General features: G+C 37.7%; 14 protein-coding genes and 2 tRNA genes. 14 read left to right on the top strand and 2 right to left on the bottom strand.

From position 1 onward, the window contains the following. The first annotated feature begins 34 nt into the window (after positions 1–34). From I6760_RS03830 to I6760_RS03795, 8 genes are all read left to right on the top strand, one after another. Positions 35–1,264, top strand: coding sequence for a VanW family protein (locus I6760_RS03830; RefSeq protein ID WP_196593167.1), 1,230 nt, complete (start codon positions 35–37; stop codon positions 1,262–1,264). Positions 1,265–1,317: 53 nt separating this feature from the next. Continuing rightward, positions 1,318–2,508, top strand: a complete 1,191-nt coding sequence (locus I6760_RS03825) for an MFS transporter (RefSeq protein WP_196593166.1) — start codon at positions 1,318–1,320, stop codon at positions 2,506–2,508. A gap of 175 nt (positions 2,509–2,683) precedes the next feature. Next, a complete protein-coding gene (gyrB, locus tag I6760_RS03820; protein ID WP_231036338.1) occupies positions 2,684–4,603 on the top strand; it encodes a DNA topoisomerase (ATP-hydrolyzing) subunit B in 1,920 nt (639 codons plus the stop codon). 206 nt (positions 4,604–4,809) lie between these two features. After that, positions 4,810–5,442: a precorrin-8X methylmutase gene (locus tag I6760_RS03815; RefSeq protein WP_196593164.1), complete on the top strand. Its 633-nt coding sequence runs from the start codon at positions 4,810–4,812 to the stop codon at positions 5,440–5,442. A 4-nt stretch (positions 5,443–5,446) separates the two neighbouring features. Next, complete coding sequence (locus I6760_RS03810; RefSeq protein WP_196593163.1) at positions 5,447–6,838, top strand: cobyrinate a,c-diamide synthase; 1,392 nt, start codon at positions 5,447–5,449, stop codon at positions 6,836–6,838. A 174-nt stretch (positions 6,839–7,012) separates the two neighbouring features. After that, positions 7,013–8,542 (top strand): cobyric acid synthase, encoded by a 1,530-nt coding sequence (locus tag I6760_RS03805; protein WP_196593162.1) that lies wholly within the window; start codon positions 7,013–7,015, stop codon positions 8,540–8,542. A gap of 16 nt (positions 8,543–8,558) precedes the next feature. Beyond that, entirely contained in the window at positions 8,559–9,323 is a 765-nt protein-coding gene (locus I6760_RS03800; RefSeq protein ID WP_231036077.1) for a HesA/MoeB/ThiF family protein, read from the top strand. Positions 9,324–9,330: 7 nt separating this feature from the next. Further along, on the top strand, positions 9,331–9,912 hold the full coding sequence (locus tag I6760_RS03795; RefSeq protein WP_196593161.1) for a hydrolase: 582 nt from the start codon (positions 9,331–9,333) through the stop codon (positions 9,910–9,912). 18 nt (positions 9,913–9,930) lie between these two features. Here I6760_RS03795 and I6760_RS03790 read toward each other — a convergent pair whose 3' ends face one another. After that, entirely contained in the window at positions 9,931–10,572 is a 642-nt protein-coding gene (locus tag I6760_RS03790) for a hypothetical protein (RefSeq protein WP_196593160.1), read from the bottom strand. Between the two features lie 130 nt (positions 10,573–10,702). On the opposite strand from I6760_RS03790, the gene I6760_RS03785 reads away from it, so the two are divergent. From I6760_RS03785 to I6760_RS03775, 3 genes are all read left to right on the top strand, one after another. After that, positions 10,703–10,778: transfer RNA gene (locus I6760_RS03785), tRNA-Gln, on the top strand. A gap of 206 nt (positions 10,779–10,984) precedes the next feature. Continuing rightward, entirely contained in the window at positions 10,985–12,064 is a 1,080-nt protein-coding gene (locus tag I6760_RS03780) for a purple acid phosphatase family protein (protein ID WP_196593159.1), read from the top strand. Positions 12,065–12,144: 80 nt separating this feature from the next. Beyond that, positions 12,145–12,220 (top strand) — tRNA-Lys (locus tag I6760_RS03775). An 88-nt stretch (positions 12,221–12,308) separates the two neighbouring features. On the opposite strand, the gene I6760_RS03770 is transcribed toward I6760_RS03775, so the two are convergent. Next, on the bottom strand, positions 12,309–13,274 hold the full coding sequence (locus tag I6760_RS03770; protein ID WP_196593158.1) for a type I phosphomannose isomerase catalytic subunit: 966 nt from the start codon (positions 13,272–13,274) through the stop codon (positions 12,309–12,311). Positions 13,275–13,715: 441 nt separating this feature from the next. Here I6760_RS03770 and I6760_RS03765 point away from each other — a divergent pair, with 441 nt between their 5' ends. The 3 genes from I6760_RS03765 (at position 13,716) to I6760_RS03755 (ending at position 17,032) form a co-directional block, all read left to right on the top strand. Further along, on the top strand, positions 13,716–14,897 hold the full coding sequence (locus tag I6760_RS03765; protein WP_196593157.1) for an ABC transporter substrate-binding protein: 1,182 nt from the start codon (positions 13,716–13,718) through the stop codon (positions 14,895–14,897). Positions 14,898–15,193: 296 nt separating this feature from the next. Next, a complete protein-coding gene (locus I6760_RS03760) occupies positions 15,194–16,081 on the top strand; it encodes a branched-chain amino acid ABC transporter permease (protein ID WP_196593156.1) in 888 nt (295 codons plus the stop codon). 9 nt (positions 16,082–16,090) lie between these two features. Next, positions 16,091–17,032, top strand: a complete 942-nt coding sequence (locus I6760_RS03755; RefSeq protein ID WP_196593155.1) for a branched-chain amino acid ABC transporter permease — start codon at positions 16,091–16,093, stop codon at positions 17,030–17,032. The last annotated feature ends 1 nt before the right edge of the window (position 17,033 follow it).

Genomic DNA, 17,033 nt, shown 5'->3' with positions numbered 1-17,033 from the left:
TGAAAATAAATTTATTTTCAGCGGGGGGAATTTTTTGAAGAAAATTTACAGGAACTTATTAAAAATCATAACAATTCTTATATTAATACTTGTAGTTGTAGGGAGTTCGTCTGTATTAGCTATTAAAAATGCACCGGGAATAGCTAATGGTGTTCATTCGGGAAAGATAGATTTGTCGGGACTGGATAAAAAAACAGCTAAGGAACGGCTGGACAAATTTTTTCAGGAACATATTGCTGGAGGAGTTATTATTCTTCGATATAAAAATACAGTAAGAAAAATAATGGCAGCAGATATAGATTTGTCATATGATAGCAGGAAAACAGCTGATGAAGCGGCTATGATTGGGACGAGCGGTAACTTTTTTAAGGATGCCATTGATAAGTTTATTTGCAGTTATTATGGGAAAAATGTTCCGTTGGTGATAAAATACAATAAAAATAAGTTAAATGCTATATTAAAGCAGATTGACAATAAGTTATATGTTGCACCTACTGATGCATATTGCTATGTGGAAAATAATACAATAAAAATAAAGGCCGAAAAAATAGGGAGAAAAGTAGCTGATAAAAAATTGACAGCAGCTGTAACGGCAAAGTTAAAGGAAGAAAATTATCCGCAGATAATTGATATACCGGTTGAAGATATTCCTCCTAAAATATCGCAGAAAAAACTTCAGCAGATGAATACTATTCTGGCATCATATACTACAAGTTTTAGTGCTTATGCAACTAACCGAAATAAAAATATTTTAGTAGCGGCACGCAATCTTTCGGGAACATTGGTTGAGCCAGAAACAGTTTTTTCCTTTAATAATACAGTAGGTCCCAGGCTGATAGCCGAGGGGTATAAAGAAGCACCGGTAATAATAAATGGGAAAGTTGTTCCGGGAATTGGCGGTGGAGTCTGTCAGGTCAGTTCGACACTTTATGATGCAATTTTATTAGCGGGATTGACTTCGGTATCAAGGACAGCACATTATTTTCCAGCGGAATATGTACCTATAGCCTTAGACGCAACAGTAGCTTATGGTGTTATTGATTTCAAATTCAGGAATAATCTGCATGATGCGATATATATATACTCGCATGTTAATAAGTCTTCCATTACTATATTTATTCTGGGCAGCAGCCGTGATGTAAATAAATATCATATAATTTTGAGAAGTTTTCGTAATGGCAATGGTTCTGCCTCAGCCTATCGCTTATATTTAGAAAATGGAACAGTTAAAAAAAGAGAATTTTTACATACAGACAGTTATTGAAGTTTCGTGAAATAGGTGTTTTTATGTTTATATATTTTGGAGGGGTATACTTTATGAGAACGGGGCGAAGCTGGAAAGTCGTCTTGGCCGTTTTGACATGCAGTGTGGTGTTAATGTCAGCTAGTTATACAATGCTTATTCCTTTTCTGCCGCTTTATCTTATGCAGGAATTAGGGGTAAGTAAAGCTGATGTGAATATGTGGAATGGAGCAATTTTTTCTATTGCATTTCTCATAGGTGCGATTATGGCACCTATTTGGGGGAAAATTGCGGATAGAAAAGGACGAAAAATGATGGCTGTACGTGCCAGTACAGGTCTTGCTGTTACTTATTTTCTGGGAGGGATAGTTACTTCACCAGAACAATTATTCATGGTTAGGGTACTACAGGGATTTGCTGCTGGATTATGGGCAGCTGAGTTGGCCATTGTTTCAGCTACAGTACCAGCAGAAAAGCTAGGTTTCAGTCTGGGCGTTATGCAGGCAGCGCTTACCAGCGGAGGTGTTATAGGGCCATTGCTAGGAGGAATTCTGGCAGAGGTATTTGGGATGAGAGCGTCTTTTATGATTGCAGGGGTGGCATTGTTTACTATATCTTTGATAATAATATTTTTTGTTCCTGAACCACCGCGGGAGCCAGGTGATATTCCGAATAGACGCCAGACACGACAAATGGATTTATTAAAGGAACCAGTTATCCGACAAATGCTTATTTTGGCCGTATTAGTACAAATGGTTATTTTAATCTTGCAGCCGATAATAACTCTTTATGTGGCACAGCTTCGTGGCAGCATGGATAATATAATATTAATTGCTGGAGCTGTTTTTTCTTTGGGGGGTATTGCTGCGTCTATTGCCGCGCCGGTTTGGGGTAGAATGGGGCAAAAAAAATCTTTTGGCAAGACAATGTACTTGGCTATGGGAGGAGCGGGTATCTGTATGCTGATACAGTCTATTCCCAACAGTCTGGTATTATTTGCAATTATGCAGTTTGCCAATGGCCTGTTTTTTGCGGGGATTAATCCTTCTATAAGTGCCGTTCTGGCTAATAATACAAAGAGTTCTGTGCGAGGGAGTATTTTTGGCATGTTTTTTTCGGCGCAGCAGCTTGGTTCAATGGCCGGGCCTCTCCTGGGAGGAACAGTTGGAACATATTGGGGGCTAAAAGACGTTTTTATCGTTGCAGGGATAATTATGATTATAACAAGTGCTTTTGTCCGCTTTACACGGCGTGAGGCTTATTAAAGCTGCTGCAGAAAATGTAGGAAAAGGCATTGATTGATAAAATTACTAAAAAATGATAAAATATATTAAGATAGCTATTTAATTTTAGAAGGATGATGTTATGAATTTCGATGAGAATAAAAATGACTCAAATGATCCAATTGATTTATTAGATATTAAAATAAATCATGAAGAAATGACCAATGAAGTAACGGCAGTAAAAAATAAATATGATGCTAAACAGATTCAGGTATTGGAAGGTCTTGAAGCGGTAAGAAAAAGACCTGGCATGTATATCGGGGATCAGTCTTCTCATGGATTACATCATCTTGTTTCTGAGGTTGTTGATAATAGTATAGATGAAGCCTTAGCTGGCTATTGTACTCATATAGAAGTAACAATTAATGAAGATGAAAGTATAACTGTATCCGATAATGGTCGTGGAATTCCGGTTGATATGCATCAGAGTGGCAAACCGGCAGTTGAAGTAGTGCTGACAGTGCTGCATGCCGGAGGAAAGTTTGGTGGTAATGGTTATAAGGTATCAGGCGGTCTGCATGGTGTAGGTGTGTCAGTTGTAAATGCATTGAGCAGCGAAATGGATGTCGAGGTAAAACGTAATGGCCGGGTATATCGAATATCTTTTGCTTATGGTGTCACAAAAGAACAGTTGCATGAAGTGGGAACCACAGACACTACAGGCACAACAGTGCATTTTAAACCGGATGGGTCTATCTTTACCCATACCATATATGATTTTGATATATTGAAACAGAGGCTCCGTGAACTGGCTTTTTTAAATCGTGGTATACATATTACACTGACAGACAAGCGTCGAGAAAAGGAACATCAGGAAGTTTTTTATGATGAGGGCGGGATAGCTTCTTTTGTAAAATATCTGGATCGTAATAAGGATGTTTTGAGTGATGAACCAGTGTATTTCAACGGACAAAAGGATACGACTATAGTTGAAATAGCATTACAGTATACGACGAATTATGCTGAAAATATATATGGTTATGTAAATAATATTCATACAGAAGAAGGCGGGACGCATCTGGCAGGTTTTAAAAGTGCTCTTACCCGTACGGCTAATGATTTTGCGCGTAAACAGGGGATACTAAAAGCTAATGACCCTGCTTTAAGTGGTGAAGATGTGCGTGAAGGAATAACCTGTATTATCAATTTAAAGGTAAAGGATCCACAGTTTGAAGGGCAGACAAAGACGAAATTGGGTAATTCCGATGTGCGTGGAATTGTAGATTCTGTAGTTACAGAAGGTTTAAGTGAATATTTTGAAGAAAATCCTGCTGTGACAAAGAAAATTATTGAAAAGTCAATTATGGCATCGAGAGCGCGTGAGGCAGCCAGAAAAGCACGTGATTTGACACGGCGCAAAAATGCTTTGGAAGTAAGTTCCTTGCCGGGAAAATTGGCAGACTGCTCAATAAAAGATCCTATGCAGGCAGAAATTTATCTGGTCGAAGGTGATAGTGCCGGTGGTTCCGCAAAGCAGGGACGAGACAGACGTTTCCAGGCTATTCTTCCGCTGCGCGGTAAAATTTTAAATGTGGAAAAAGCTCGCCTAGATAAGATCCTTAATAATGAAGAAATACGAACCATGATAACTGCGTTTGGCAGCGGTATTGGTGAGGATTTTGATATAACCAAAAGTCGGTATGGTAAAATAATTATTATGACAGATGCTGATGTTGATGGGGCACATATACGTACATTATTATTGACTTTCTTCTATAGATATATGCAGCCATTGATTAAAGAAGGACGTGTATTTATTGCTCAGCCGCCATTGTATCAGATAAGAAAAGGCCGTCAGCATTGGTATACATACAGTGATGATGAATTGGCACAGAAACTTAATGAAGTGGGACGCGATGGTATTGCTGTCCAGAGATATAAAGGGTTGGGTGAAATGAACCCAGAACAGCTCTGGGAAACAACTATGGACCCTGAAGGAAGGACCGTGCTTCGTGTTGATTTGACTCAGGCAGAAGAAGCAGACAGTATTTTTTCTGTATTGATGGGTGACAAGGTTGAACCACGTCGCAGGTTTATTGAAGAACATGCTGATTTGGTACGGAACTTAGATATATAAAAGAAAAGGGCTGTTACATATAAACATTTTGTTTATAAATATGCACCATTCTATTCCCTCTACTCTTATTTAAAAGATGGAGAAGGAATGGAGCCGCGCGCACCTTTATGAAGCCGATGTTATAATGTGACAGTCCCCTTTTTATTAATATAGGTAGGTAAATATTATTATACTATTAAAATAAATAGTACAGGGAGGATTTTTAGATGGATTTTATAAAAGAACCAATGGCAATTGAAAACCGCAGTATGGAAATAATTGCTCCTTATCTGACTTTATTGAAATTAACGGATGATGAAGTTAAATTATATTCACGGATGATACATGCATCCGGTGATGTGGATTATGCCAATGTTATAAAGATAGATAATAATGCCATTAATTCCATGAAAAGGGCATTAAACAGCGGTTGCAATATATTTACAGATGTGGAAATGGTAAGGACTGGGATTAATAAGAGAAAACTGAATTCATTTGGGGGAGAAGTTTTTTGTAAGGTGGCTGATCCGGAAATTGCACAATTAGCTAAAAAGGAAAAAATAACCCGCTCAATGGCTGCTATGCGCAATTTTGGCAAAAAGCTGAATGATTCTATAGTTGCCATAGGCAATGCACCTACGGCCTTATTTGAAGTATTACGAATGATGGATGAGGAAGAAATTCGGCCGGCAGCAATAGTGGGAACACCTGTGGGATTTGTCGGAGCAGCTGAATCAAAGAAAGAACTTGTGGAACGTTCTAAAGTTCCTTATATAACGGTAGAGGGAACCAAAGGCGGCAGCCCAATAGCAGCATCGTGCGTAAATGCTGTGATGTATTTGATTAATGACAGCAGGTAAGGGTATGGCAGAGTATAAAATTCCCCGCATTGTTTTAGCTGCACCGCAGAGCAGCTCAGGGAAAACAACAGTAGTTACAGGCATAATGGCGGCACTGAATAATAAAAGTCTGCAGGTACAGCCATTTAAAATAGGACCAGATTATATAGATCCATCTTATCATACACTAGCGGCAGGAAGACCGGGACATAATCTTGATACATGGCTGGTCAGCAATGAAAAAATAAGCGACCTCTTTATTGCTGCCGGTCGGGATGCTGACATTGCTGTTATTGAGGGAGTAATGGGGCTGTATGATGGGGGCAGAAATGGAGTCAGCTCAACAGCAGAATTGGCAAAAAGTTTAAAAGCTCCGGTAGTAATGGTGATAAACTGTCGGGCTATGGGAGAAAGCGCAGCGGCGTTGGCACTTGGTTTTAAAATGTATGACAGGGATGTAAATTTTGCTGGGACAATTTTAAATTGTCTGGGTTCAAGTACCCATGAAGCAATGATTCGTGAAGCGATGATGAAGCTTGGTATTCCGGTATTGGGTGCTGTAAGACGCGATGAAAAAATGCAGATGCCGGAACGTCATCTGGGACTGACTCCCGCTGGAGAAAAAGATACAGCAGGAAAAATAACCTATATTGCTGAAAAGATATCTACCCAGATAGATTTGCCGGCGCTATTGGAAATAGCCCGGAGCGCACCTCCTTTGACAGCAGAACAAAATGATATTTTTCCATGTAGGAGTGAAGTACCTAAAGTAAAGATTGCTGTAGCACGTGACAAGGCATTTTCTTTTTATTATGCGGCCGGGCTTGATGTATTAAGACGGCTGGGAGCGGAAATAGAGTTTTTCAGCCCGCTGGCCGACAGGAAAATACCTGATTGTGATGCACTCATTTTAGGGGGCGGGTTTCCCGAACTGTTTGTGAAAGAACTTTCTGCTAATTTGTCCATGCTGAAATCGTTACGACAGGCAGCCGATAATGATATGCCTGTTTATGCTGAATGTGGCGGCTATATGTATTTGATGAATAATATCGTTGATTTTGCTGGTAAGATATGGAAGATGGCGGGAGTAATTCCTGCTGAGGCTGTTATGCAGCGCAAGCTTCAGACGGTAGGATATGTAACAGCACAGGCTTTGTCTGATAATAGTCTGGTTCGCAGGGGCGAAACTATACGGGGACATGAATTCCATTTTTCCGTGCAGAAGACTCCTGCTGATACAGCTGCTTTTCCCTGGGCTTTTATTTTTACTAAAAACAGGACTAACAGTAGATACAAGGCAGGATATTCCAAGAAAAATATCATAGCATCATATTTGCATTTACATTTTTTGGGTACTATGGAAGCAGCAAAAAGATTCGTGCAAAAGGCATATGAATATAAGGTAAAAAATAAATGATCTTATAAAATATATTTATTATGATGATTATCATAGGTGAAACTCTATGGCAGTTTTTACTGTACCATAGAGTTTTATTTTTATATTTATTTTAGTTTGTACAAGGTTGTGATTTAAAATTTACTGTGGTAAGCTTGAATTTATAATTAAAAAATTATTGGGGGGAATTTTGGCATGGCAAAATATATTATGCTGCAGGGTACGTCGTCCCATGTTGGCAAAAGTATCTTAACTACGGCACTTTGCCGTATATTTTTTCAGGATGGGATAAATATTGCTCCATTTAAAGCGCAAAATATGGCGCTTAATTCTTATGTGACAGAAGATGGGCGGGAAATGGGACGGGCGCAGATTGCCCAGGCAGAGGCAGCTGGATTGAAACCACAGGTAGAAATGAACCCGGTCCTTTTAAAGCCTACAGGCAATTCCTGTTCCCAAGTCATATTGATGGGAAAGCCGGTAGGGAATATGTCGGCTAAGGAATATCACCAAGGGTATTCCCTGAAAGCCTTTTCTACGGTAAAAAAAGCGTTAGCTATATTGCAGGACAGATTTGAAATGCTTGCGATTGAAGGGGCGGGTAGTCCGGCAGAAATAAATCTAAAAGCTAATGATATAGTAAATATGCGCATAGCAAAATATTTGAAAGCACCGGTACTTCTTATTGCTGATATAGACAGGGGCGGTGCGCTGGCTTCTCTGGTAGGCACTCTGGAACTGCTGGATGATGAGGAAAGAAAATTAGTAAAAGGGCTGATTATAAACAAGTTCCGTGGGGATATAAAGTTGCTGGAACCAGCCATTGATTTTCTTGAAAAAAAGACGGGAAAGCCGGTTTTAGGTGTGATCCCATATTTGGAAAATCTAGGGATTGACGATGAAGATTCAGTTTCTCTTGATGATAAAAAAATAATGGTAAATGATGCAGCCCCTTTGAAGGTTGCAGTTGTCCGAACACCGAAAATTTCTAATTTTACTGATTTTGATGCTTTGTCGCAGGAGGAAGATGTTAATCTTTATTATGCTGCGGATAGTGAGGAAATAGGACAGCCGGATCTGATAATTTTACCGGGAAGCAAAAATACTACGGAAGATTTGTTGTATTTGCGCAAAAATAACCTGGAAAAGAAATTACAGGAAGCACGGGCAAAAAGAATACCTATAATTGGAATTTGTGGTGGTTATCAAATGCTGGGTAAAAAGATTTGCGATCCGTACCATGTTGAATCTGATAATGATGAAATAGCAGGATTGGATTTTCTGCCGATGATTACGACTTTTGCGGAAAAAAAGGTAACGTCACAAGTGACAGCAAAATCAATGGACTGGGAATTTATGGGACAAAGAAAGAAGTTTTATGATTTACATGGCTATGAAATACATATGGGCGTTACTGAATTTACGGAAAAAGTACAGCATCCTTTTATCATAGATACCAGCAGTGGCAGGAAAGCTTATAAAATTGACGGTGCAGTTTCAGCAGATGGACTTGTTTTGGGATCATACATACATGGAATTTTCGATAATGATGAATACAGAAGAAGTTTACTGAATATATTAAGAGCAAAAAAAGGTTTGCAGCCACTTGCTGCCAAACAAAATTATGCAGCACAAAAGCAGGCGGCATTTAACCGTCTGGCACAGACAGTGCGCAGTGCACTCAATATGAGCAGGCTTACTCGGATAATAAAGGAACAGGGATAAAACTGCTGATGAAAGGATGATGAAAATGTTAACTGCCAAGGAAAAAGAACGCTATGAAAGGCAGATTTTACTGGATGATATGGGTGCTGCAGGACAGGAAAAACTTTTATCCAGCAGAGTTTTGATAATCGGAGCAGGGGGATTAGGTTCGCCAAGCAGTTTATACTTGGCTGCGTTGGGAGTTGGTACGATAGGATTAGCTGATGGGGATAAGGTGGAGCTGTCAAACCTGCCGCGACAGATTATACATATGGAGAAAAATATCGGTAAAGCTAAGGTACTGTCGGCAAAGGAACTGCTGCAGGAACAAAATCCAGATGTAGAGATAAAAATTTACAATGAGTTCATAAATAAAAACAATCTGGCTGATATTATTGAAGATTATGATTTTGTAATCGATGCTGTTGATAATTTTACCGCAAAATTTTTAATAAATGATATTTGTGTGCAAAAAAAGAAGGCTTATGTGCATGCAGGAGTTTTAGCTTATAAGGGACAGCTTATGACATATGTCCCCGGGAGAGGCCCCTGTTATCGCTGCTTATTTGGGGATGTTCCCCCGGATACGGTACCGACATGCAAAACAGCGGGAATTTTATCACCTGTAGCAGGGATAATCGGGACACTTGAGGCAGTGGAGGCTGTGAAGTATATAACTGGTATAGGCAGCCTGCTTACAGGCAGGCTGCTGACCTATAATGCTGCGACGGCAAAGTTTAGGACAATAAATGTACCACGTGATGAAAAATGTATGTCATGTGGGCTGAATAAGGGAGAATAATTAATTTATGCAGACAAAAATTACTAAACAACAAGCGTGGGAACATTTGAAAAAATATAATAAAGAAGAATTCCATCAGTTGCATGGTTTGACTGTTGCAGCTGTTATGCGCTGGTATGCTGATAAACTTGGCTATGGAGCTGAAGCTGATTTTTGGGAAATTGTCGGCCTTTTGCATGATATTGATTTTGAGAAATATCCAGAGGAACACTGTAAAAAAGCACCGGAACTGTTGGCAGAAATAGGCGCCGAAGACGAATTAATCCATGCTGTTTGCTCACATGGTTATGGTATATGTGTTGATATAAAGCCGGAACATCAGATGGAGAAAGTTTTGTTTGCCAGCGATGAATTGACAGGGCTTATCGGAGCGGCTGCTCTTATGCGTCCATCAAAGAGTGTACAGGATATGCCACTAAAGAGCTTGAAGAAGAAATTCAAGGATAAGAAATTTGCGGCAGGATGTTCACGTGATATTATAAATCAAGGAGCAGAAATGCTGAGATGGCCGATAGAAGAACTGCTGGATAAAACATTGGATGCGATGAAAGCAGAAGAAGAAAAAATTCACATGGAAATTAATAAATAAGTCATATTGCGGTTCACTTTAATTATCAGGTATGATTTCTCGTACGGGAGTGTTAAGCGGATAGTTGTCCATTTTAAACCAGATGGCTTCAGGATCCCATGACAAAACAAGATTTTCTGTTAATACCAGGCTGTTGCCATTGTCAGAGTATCCCTGCAAAACCGGCCATCCTCCCTTGGTTATAAGCTGTCTGACTTTCATATTTACACTGGACCAGCCCATACCGACGAGATTATCCATTGTTACATACTTGGTATAGCTCCCTTTATAAGGACCTATTAAATAAAAATCGTACGTAAGTCCCTTGTTATCAGAGGAGTTATCTTTGATTATCCAAAAGATCATATTAGGGTTTATAGTTTTAAATTCAAATATTTTTATTATTCCTCCAGGCAAGAAACTAAAGTTTATATTGCTGGCTTGACCGTCAATTAATAAATTACCTTGGATTTTTCCTGTATAGTCATCGGGCATGTATAAACGAAAACGTACATATTTGCCCCATTGACCTGTAGTACGTACACCTCTTACTTCTCCCCAGAGATCATTTGTATTAAACTGGGCCAGTTGATGTGATTCGATGACTTGCATGGCATAGCAGGGTACATTAAGGGCAATAATAAATAAAGATACTATAATTAGTAAAATTGGTTTTTTCATGTGATTCCTCCTCAAAATAAATGAGATTATATAAAACATTAGCATATTGAAGAAATAATAGTCAAGAGAAGAATATTTTACTTGACTTTTTTTTCAAGTATGTATATAATATTTAAGTCAGCAAAAGTATTGGGGTATCGCCAAGTTGGTAAGGCACGGGATTCTGAATCCCGCATGCGTTGGTTCGAGTCCAGCTACCCCAGCCATTTGAATATATGCACCGCAGTTGCGGTGCTTTTTTTGTATTATATAAATTGTATTTGTGTATATTGGTTTATAATTCTTCAAAAGAAGGGACTTTTGTAAGATGGCAAAGAAATTTGTGGCATTATCTTTATTTACGATAATTTTTTTTATAGTGATACTATACTGCTTTTTTCCGGTAACAGCAAAAAATTTAGAAGTAAAATATATGAATTTTTTTGAACAAGTTACAGGAAGACCTATTTATATGTGGCAGGTTATTGCCCCTGATCCCCCGCATGAAAGAACAATTTCATGGCTGGGGAAAAAAGATAAAGCTGTGCTGCAGCTTTCCTATAATGATCACTGCAATATAGTTTATAATGCTACAAATACACGGGTGCCGTCTGCTGATAATTTATATGTATATACGGTTAAACTGCGCTCACTGGAGCCTGATACAATTTACCGTTATAGAGTTGCCTGCGGTGATAGATACTTACCATGGCGTTCTTTTATTACACCTAATGAAAATAAAAAGAAATGTACGGCAATAGTTTTTAATATGTCAAATATAAAAAATGAGCATTTTTTTAATAAAACAGCGAGTATTGCATATAAAAATAATAAGGATGCGGATTTTTTTGTCAGTATGGGAGAACCGGTTCGAAATTTTACCAATATAAGTGAATGGAAGAATTGGTTTATGGCAATAAAATGTTTTTCGGAAACAAGACCACTGGTTCCTGTAGCTGAAGGAAATCATATTTATGCAGAAAATAATATAGATCCGTTAAAAGTATTCTTTAACGTTCCTGAAAATGGAGAATATTCAGTTAGGAGAGATGCATATTCATTTGATTATGGATCGGTACATTTTGCTGTTCTAGATACATATTCGAGGGGAAAACGGATTTTGTTGAATGATGAAAGGCAATGGCTGGATAATGATTTGTCAGTTTCAAAGCTGCCATGGAAAGTTGTTCTCATGTATGATTCACCGTGGCAAGATTTTTTGCATAATCAGCCAAATGAACTTGGATATATTTTTCTACCCGTACTGCAAAAACACCATGTTGACCTTGTACTGACTAAAAATGCATATGTATATATGCAGCATACCGACATAGGAAAAAACATAATTAATACAAACAAAAACAGAAACGTGCCAGGAGAAATATTTGATGAATATTTTATGGATAATACACCGACGTATTATCGTATAGATGCAGGGCAGGATTATTTTGATATCCAAGGATATAAAACCGATGGAAAAGCTATAAATGCATATCATTTTATTAAAAAATAATATAAATTAAAAAAAGTATTGACATGTCTGTGTATTTTTAGTATACTATCTTAGTCAGCTCAATGAGCTGCATAACAAAAGGTTCACTAGCTCAGTTGGCAGAGCACCTGACTTTTAATCAGGGTGTCCCGAGTTCGAATCTCGGGTGAGCCACCATGAATATAGACCTTCTTCCCCATAGAAGAAGGTTTTTTGTTTATAAAAAAATAAAAAAAAGAGAGGAATTCCTCTCTTTTTTTATTTTTTAAAGGGTAGTTAAAATGAATTCACCCATGCCGTTGACACGATAATCACCCATGCCGGCAGGAATAAATAAACTATCGCCCTTTTTCAATGTCATACTTTCTGTTGGTGATTCAAAGCAGACTTCACCATCTAATATCATCAAAGAATGGAATGATTCTTCATCTGCCCGTAAAGAACAATTGCCTGACAGGTCAAAATGATATACAGAAAATAAATTACACTGAGATAAAATCTTAATTTTATAATCGGAAAAAGCTTTTATTGAAGCTAAAGCACCTGTTTTGTGAGTAGGAGGTGTAAGGTTGGTTACGGCCAAAGCCTTGGCGATGTGAAGATCTCTTGGTTTACCATCCTTGCCTATACGTCCATAGTCATAAACACGATAAGTAGTATTGGAATTTTGCTGAATTTCAGCAATGAGGATACCTTTGCCGATAGCATGCAGTGTTCCTGAGTTAATGAAAAATACATCACCTTTTTTTACGGGAACTTGGTTGCATACATCAAGTAGCGTATTATCATTTATGCGCTTTTCAAATTCATCATGGCTTATATTATGTGTGAAACCATAAATGAGTTTAGCACCTGGCTCAGCATCAACAACGTACCACATTTCTGTTTTTCCTGGTTCGCCTTCTACAGCCTGGGCATAATCATCATTGGGATGAACCTGTACTGATAAGTTGTCGTGGGCATCAATTAATTTAATGAGTAAGGGGAAATAATTAATATCCTTTGCTTTGGTACCAATTACTTTTTTACCGTACTTATCTAAATAGGCAGAAAATAATTGATCTTTGAACTCACCATTTTCGATTATATTGGTGCCGGCCTTGTGACATGATAATTCCCAGCTTTCTGCAACTATTTTCATATCGGTTTTTTTATTGAATTCGTCTTTTAAACGAGTTCCTCCCCAGATATAGTCTTTAAGGGGAGCAGTTAATTTTAATGGATATAGCATACAGTCACCTCGTTAAATTTATTATACATATATCATACGTCAAATAGGAACAATAGTCCATATGATATAATCATTAAATAAAAAAATATTCACAAAAAGTATTTGCTATTATATAAATAATGTGGTTGTTGGAAAACTTATTATACAATAGTTCTATATTTGAGCTATTAATAGTTACATAATTTGTTTATAATATGATAATTAGTAATAATATATGAAAAAATGTAAATTGACGTATTGATATTAAAGTACATTGCATGTTGAAAATATATTATAAAATATGGATAAAAAATTAATTTTACCTAAAAAAATAAATAAATATTCTTTTTTACATAATAATGCATAACAATAATATATTAATTACTCTTGACTAGTGTATACTTGCAAACTATAATATATCTATCTGCAATAATAGAATATTATAAACAGGGAGGGGCTTTTATGAATTTAAAAGCAAAGCATTTTAAAATTGCTGGCGTGCTTTTAGGTGCGACGATGCTGGCTACAGTTTTTTCCGGCTGTGGCGGACAAAAAAGTGCATCAGATGCTAATACTATTAAAATTGGAGCAAATTTTGAGCTTACAGGAAATGCGGCAAATTATGGCACATCTGCTTTAAAAGGGTTAAGACTGGCAGTAAAGGAAGTCAATGATGCCGGTGGTATCAATGGGAAAAAAATAAAACTGGAAGAAGTTGACTGTAAGTCAGAAGCTTCAGAATCAGCTAATGCTACAACAAAACTCATAACGGATCATGTGTCGGCAGTTGTGGGACCGGCAACTACAGGAGATGTTTTAGCAGCATCGCCAATTGTGGCAGGCAGTAAAATTCCGCTTATTGCACCAGCGGCAACAAGCCCGAAAGTTACAGTAGGGGCTGATGGTAAGGTCAAACCGTATATTTTCCGCAGCTGTTTCATAGATCCGCAGCAAGGTGAAGTTATGGCAAAGTTTGCTATTGATACGCTGCATGCAAAGACAGCAGTTATATATGTTGATTCCAGCACGGATTATTCTAAAAGTCTGGGAAAAGTTTTTAAGGAAAAGTTTGAAGCTGCTGGCGGGAAAGTAATTGATCAGGAAGCTTTTATACAAAAAGACCAGGATTTCCAGACAACTTTGACAAAGATAAAAGCCGTAAATCCAGATATTATATTTATTCCTGCTTATTACGAAGAAGTTGGCAAGATCGTTAAACAGGCACGTGAAATGGGAATTAAATGTCCATTACTTGGAACTGATGGCTGGGATGATAATAAAGTTATAGCGATAGCAGGTAAGCAGGCTCTTAACAACACGTATTTCAGTACACATTATTCTAACAAGGATAAAGATGTACAAGGTTTTATTAAAATGTTTAAAAAAGAAAATAATGGGGAAGCACCTAATGTATTTGCTGCATTAGGCTATGATGCAGGTAAGATGCTGATTGCTGCCATTAAAGATGCTAAGAGTTCTGATCCACAGAAAATACGTGATGCACTGGAGCATTTGAAAAATGTAAAAGTGGGAACAGGAATTATTAGTATGAACAAAGACCATAATCCGATAAAACCAGCGGTTATTATTGAAATGAAAGATGGCAATAAATTATTGAAAGAAAAAATTGCCCCTAAGGATTAAAATTAAATTCTTATAAACTTTGATTTTCTGTTGTAAAAATTGAAGTGCTCTGAGTAGCATTATTATGATGCTTGAATAAATAAAAATTTTGGTAGCTGGTAAAATTTTCACGTATTTATAACATTGTAATGTCAGCAGTTGTATTGTTATAGATTATGCATTCTGTGCTCAATGGCGAGCGGTGTCTTGCTAAAATGGGCCGGTTGAGATGAAACCTTCGGCTGTTTGGCTGGGGGTTTCATTTTTATTTATCACTATAAATATGAATTAAAATAATTACGAATGGGGGATTTTATATGAGTATCATGGATCAGTTTTTTCAACAGCTGATTAATGGAATATCGCTGGGAAGCATATATGCTCTTATTGCGCTGGGATATACTATGGTTTATGGGATTATGAAATTAATTAACTTTGCGCACGGTGATATTTATATGGTTGGTGCCTATATTGGATTCTTTTGTATAACTATAATGCATTGGTCGGTACTGCCAGCATTACTGGTGTCAATGGTATTGACGGGGATTTTGGGAGTTTTGATAGAACGCTTGGCATATAGGCCGCTGCGCTCGGCTCCGCGTCTGTCTGTATTGATAACAGCAATTGGGGTATCATTCTTTTTGGAATATACAATGATGTATTTTGTTACACCACAGCCCCGGACTTTTCCAAAAGTTTTAAGTGATGCCGCATATCATATAGGACCATTTGTGGTTAATAATCAACAGATAATGATTTTTGCGATTACAATAATACTCATGGCGTTACTTACTTATATAGTACAATATACAAAAGTCGGAAAAGCTATGCGGGCAGTTTCTTTTGATACAGAAACAGCGCAGTTGATGGGAATTAATGCAAATAGGATTATTTCTTTTACTTTTGGAATAGGATCGGCACTGGCAGCAGCCGCCGGTGTACTGGTAGGCATATATTATAATTCTATAGATCCTTTGATGGGCATTATGCCGGGTCTGAAAGCATTTGTTGCTGCTGTACTTGGTGGAATTGGTATTTTACCAGGAGCTGCCGCAGGCGGAATTATCTTAGGAATAGTTGAAGCATTGGTAAGTGGGTTTATTTCATCTACATTCCGTGATGCTGCTGCTTTTGCTATTTTAATACTGGTGCTACTGTTTAAGCCATCGGGATTACTTGGTAAAAATACAAATGAGAAAGTGTAGGTGTGATAAATGAAATCATTGCGTAAACTTGATTTAAAAGTAATAGTTATCAGCCTAATTATTTTTGCGATACTACAGGGATTATTGTCGTCAGATACATTAGATGCATTTTGGGAATTAAATATGATCGTAATATGCATCAATATAATTTTGTCGGTAAGTCTTAATCTTATAAATGGATATACTGGCCAGTTTTCTCTGGGACATGCTGGATTTATGGCTATTGGGGCATATACCGGGGCTGTGCTGACAGTCAATTTTCATATGCCGTTTCTTATCAGTTTAATTGCCTCATTTATTACAGCAGCGATAATTGGGGGGCTTATCGGATTGCCAACTATGCGGCTGAGTGGAGATTATCTGGCTATAGCAACATTAGGACTGGGAGAAATTATTCGTATAGTTATAATGAATGTTAATTATGTAGGTGGGGCAGCTGGTTTTATGGGTATTCCCCGATATACAACATTTGCCTGGGCATTTTTTGTAATGTTGTTCGTAGTGTTTTTTATAAAAAATTATGTGAATTCGTCTTTTGGGCGCGCTTGTATAGCTATCCGAGAAAATGAAATTGCCGCAGAAACAATGGGAATAAATACAACGGTATATAAGGTGCTGGCGTTCACTATCGGGGCAGGGTTTGCAGGAGTTGCAGGATGCCTGTTTGCTCATGTCATTTGTATAGCCCATCCGTCATCATTTACATTTTTGGCGTCGTTTAATTATCTCATAATGATTGTTTTAGGCGGATTGGGATCTATTACAGGATCTATTGCCGGTGCTTTTGTATTAACGTCGCTTTCGGCGCTTTTATCAGCTTGGCCGGAACTGCGCATGAGCATATATGCGGTTATTCTTATTTTATTAATGTTTTATCGACCTCAGGGATTGTTTGGAAATATAGAACTTACCAGTTTGCCTATTTTCAAGCGATTTAAAGGGGGAAAATAAA

The organism is Pectinatus sottacetonis, assembly GCF_015732155.1.
Lineage (GTDB): Bacteria > Bacillota > Negativicutes > Selenomonadales > Selenomonadaceae > Pectinatus > Pectinatus sottacetonis.
Note: the sequence above shows the minus strand (reverse complement) of the source record. Positions and strands in the feature narration are given on the sequence as shown.

Excerpts from the sequence above, each read along its gene's own strand:
- I6760_RS03805 (WP_196593162.1), top strand. The coding sequence starts at position 7,013 with ATGGCAAAATATATTATGCTGCAGGGTACGTCGTCCCATGTTGGCAAA.
- I6760_RS03800 (WP_231036077.1), top strand. The coding sequence starts at position 8,559 with ATGATGAAAATGTTAACTGCCAAGGAAAAAGAACGCTATGAAAGGCAG.
- I6760_RS03825 (WP_196593166.1), top strand. The coding sequence starts at position 1,318 with ATGAGAACGGGGCGAAGCTGGAAAGTCGTCTTGGCCGTTTTGACATGC.
- I6760_RS03770 (WP_196593158.1), bottom strand. The coding sequence starts at position 13,274 with ATGCTATATCCATTAAAATTAACTGCTCCCCTTAAAGACTATATCTGG.
- I6760_RS03810 (WP_196593163.1), top strand. The coding sequence starts at position 5,447 with ATGGCAGAGTATAAAATTCCCCGCATTGTTTTAGCTGCACCGCAGAGC.
- I6760_RS03755 (WP_196593155.1), top strand. The coding sequence starts at position 16,091 with ATGAAATCATTGCGTAAACTTGATTTAAAAGTAATAGTTATCAGCCTA.
- gyrB (WP_231036338.1), top strand. The coding sequence starts at position 2,684 with ATGACCAATGAAGTAACGGCAGTAAAAAATAAATATGATGCTAAACAG.
- I6760_RS03815 (WP_196593164.1), top strand. The coding sequence starts at position 4,810 with ATGGATTTTATAAAAGAACCAATGGCAATTGAAAACCGCAGTATGGAA.
- I6760_RS03790 (WP_196593160.1), bottom strand. The coding sequence starts at position 10,572 with ATGAAAAAACCAATTTTACTAATTATAGTATCTTTATTTATTATTGCC.
- I6760_RS03795 (WP_196593161.1), top strand. The coding sequence starts at position 9,331 with ATGCAGACAAAAATTACTAAACAACAAGCGTGGGAACATTTGAAAAAA.
- I6760_RS03780 (WP_196593159.1), top strand. The coding sequence starts at position 10,985 with ATGAATTTTTTTGAACAAGTTACAGGAAGACCTATTTATATGTGGCAG.
- I6760_RS03765 (WP_196593157.1), top strand. The coding sequence starts at position 13,716 with ATGAATTTAAAAGCAAAGCATTTTAAAATTGCTGGCGTGCTTTTAGGT.
- I6760_RS03760 (WP_196593156.1), top strand. The coding sequence starts at position 15,194 with ATGAGTATCATGGATCAGTTTTTTCAACAGCTGATTAATGGAATATCG.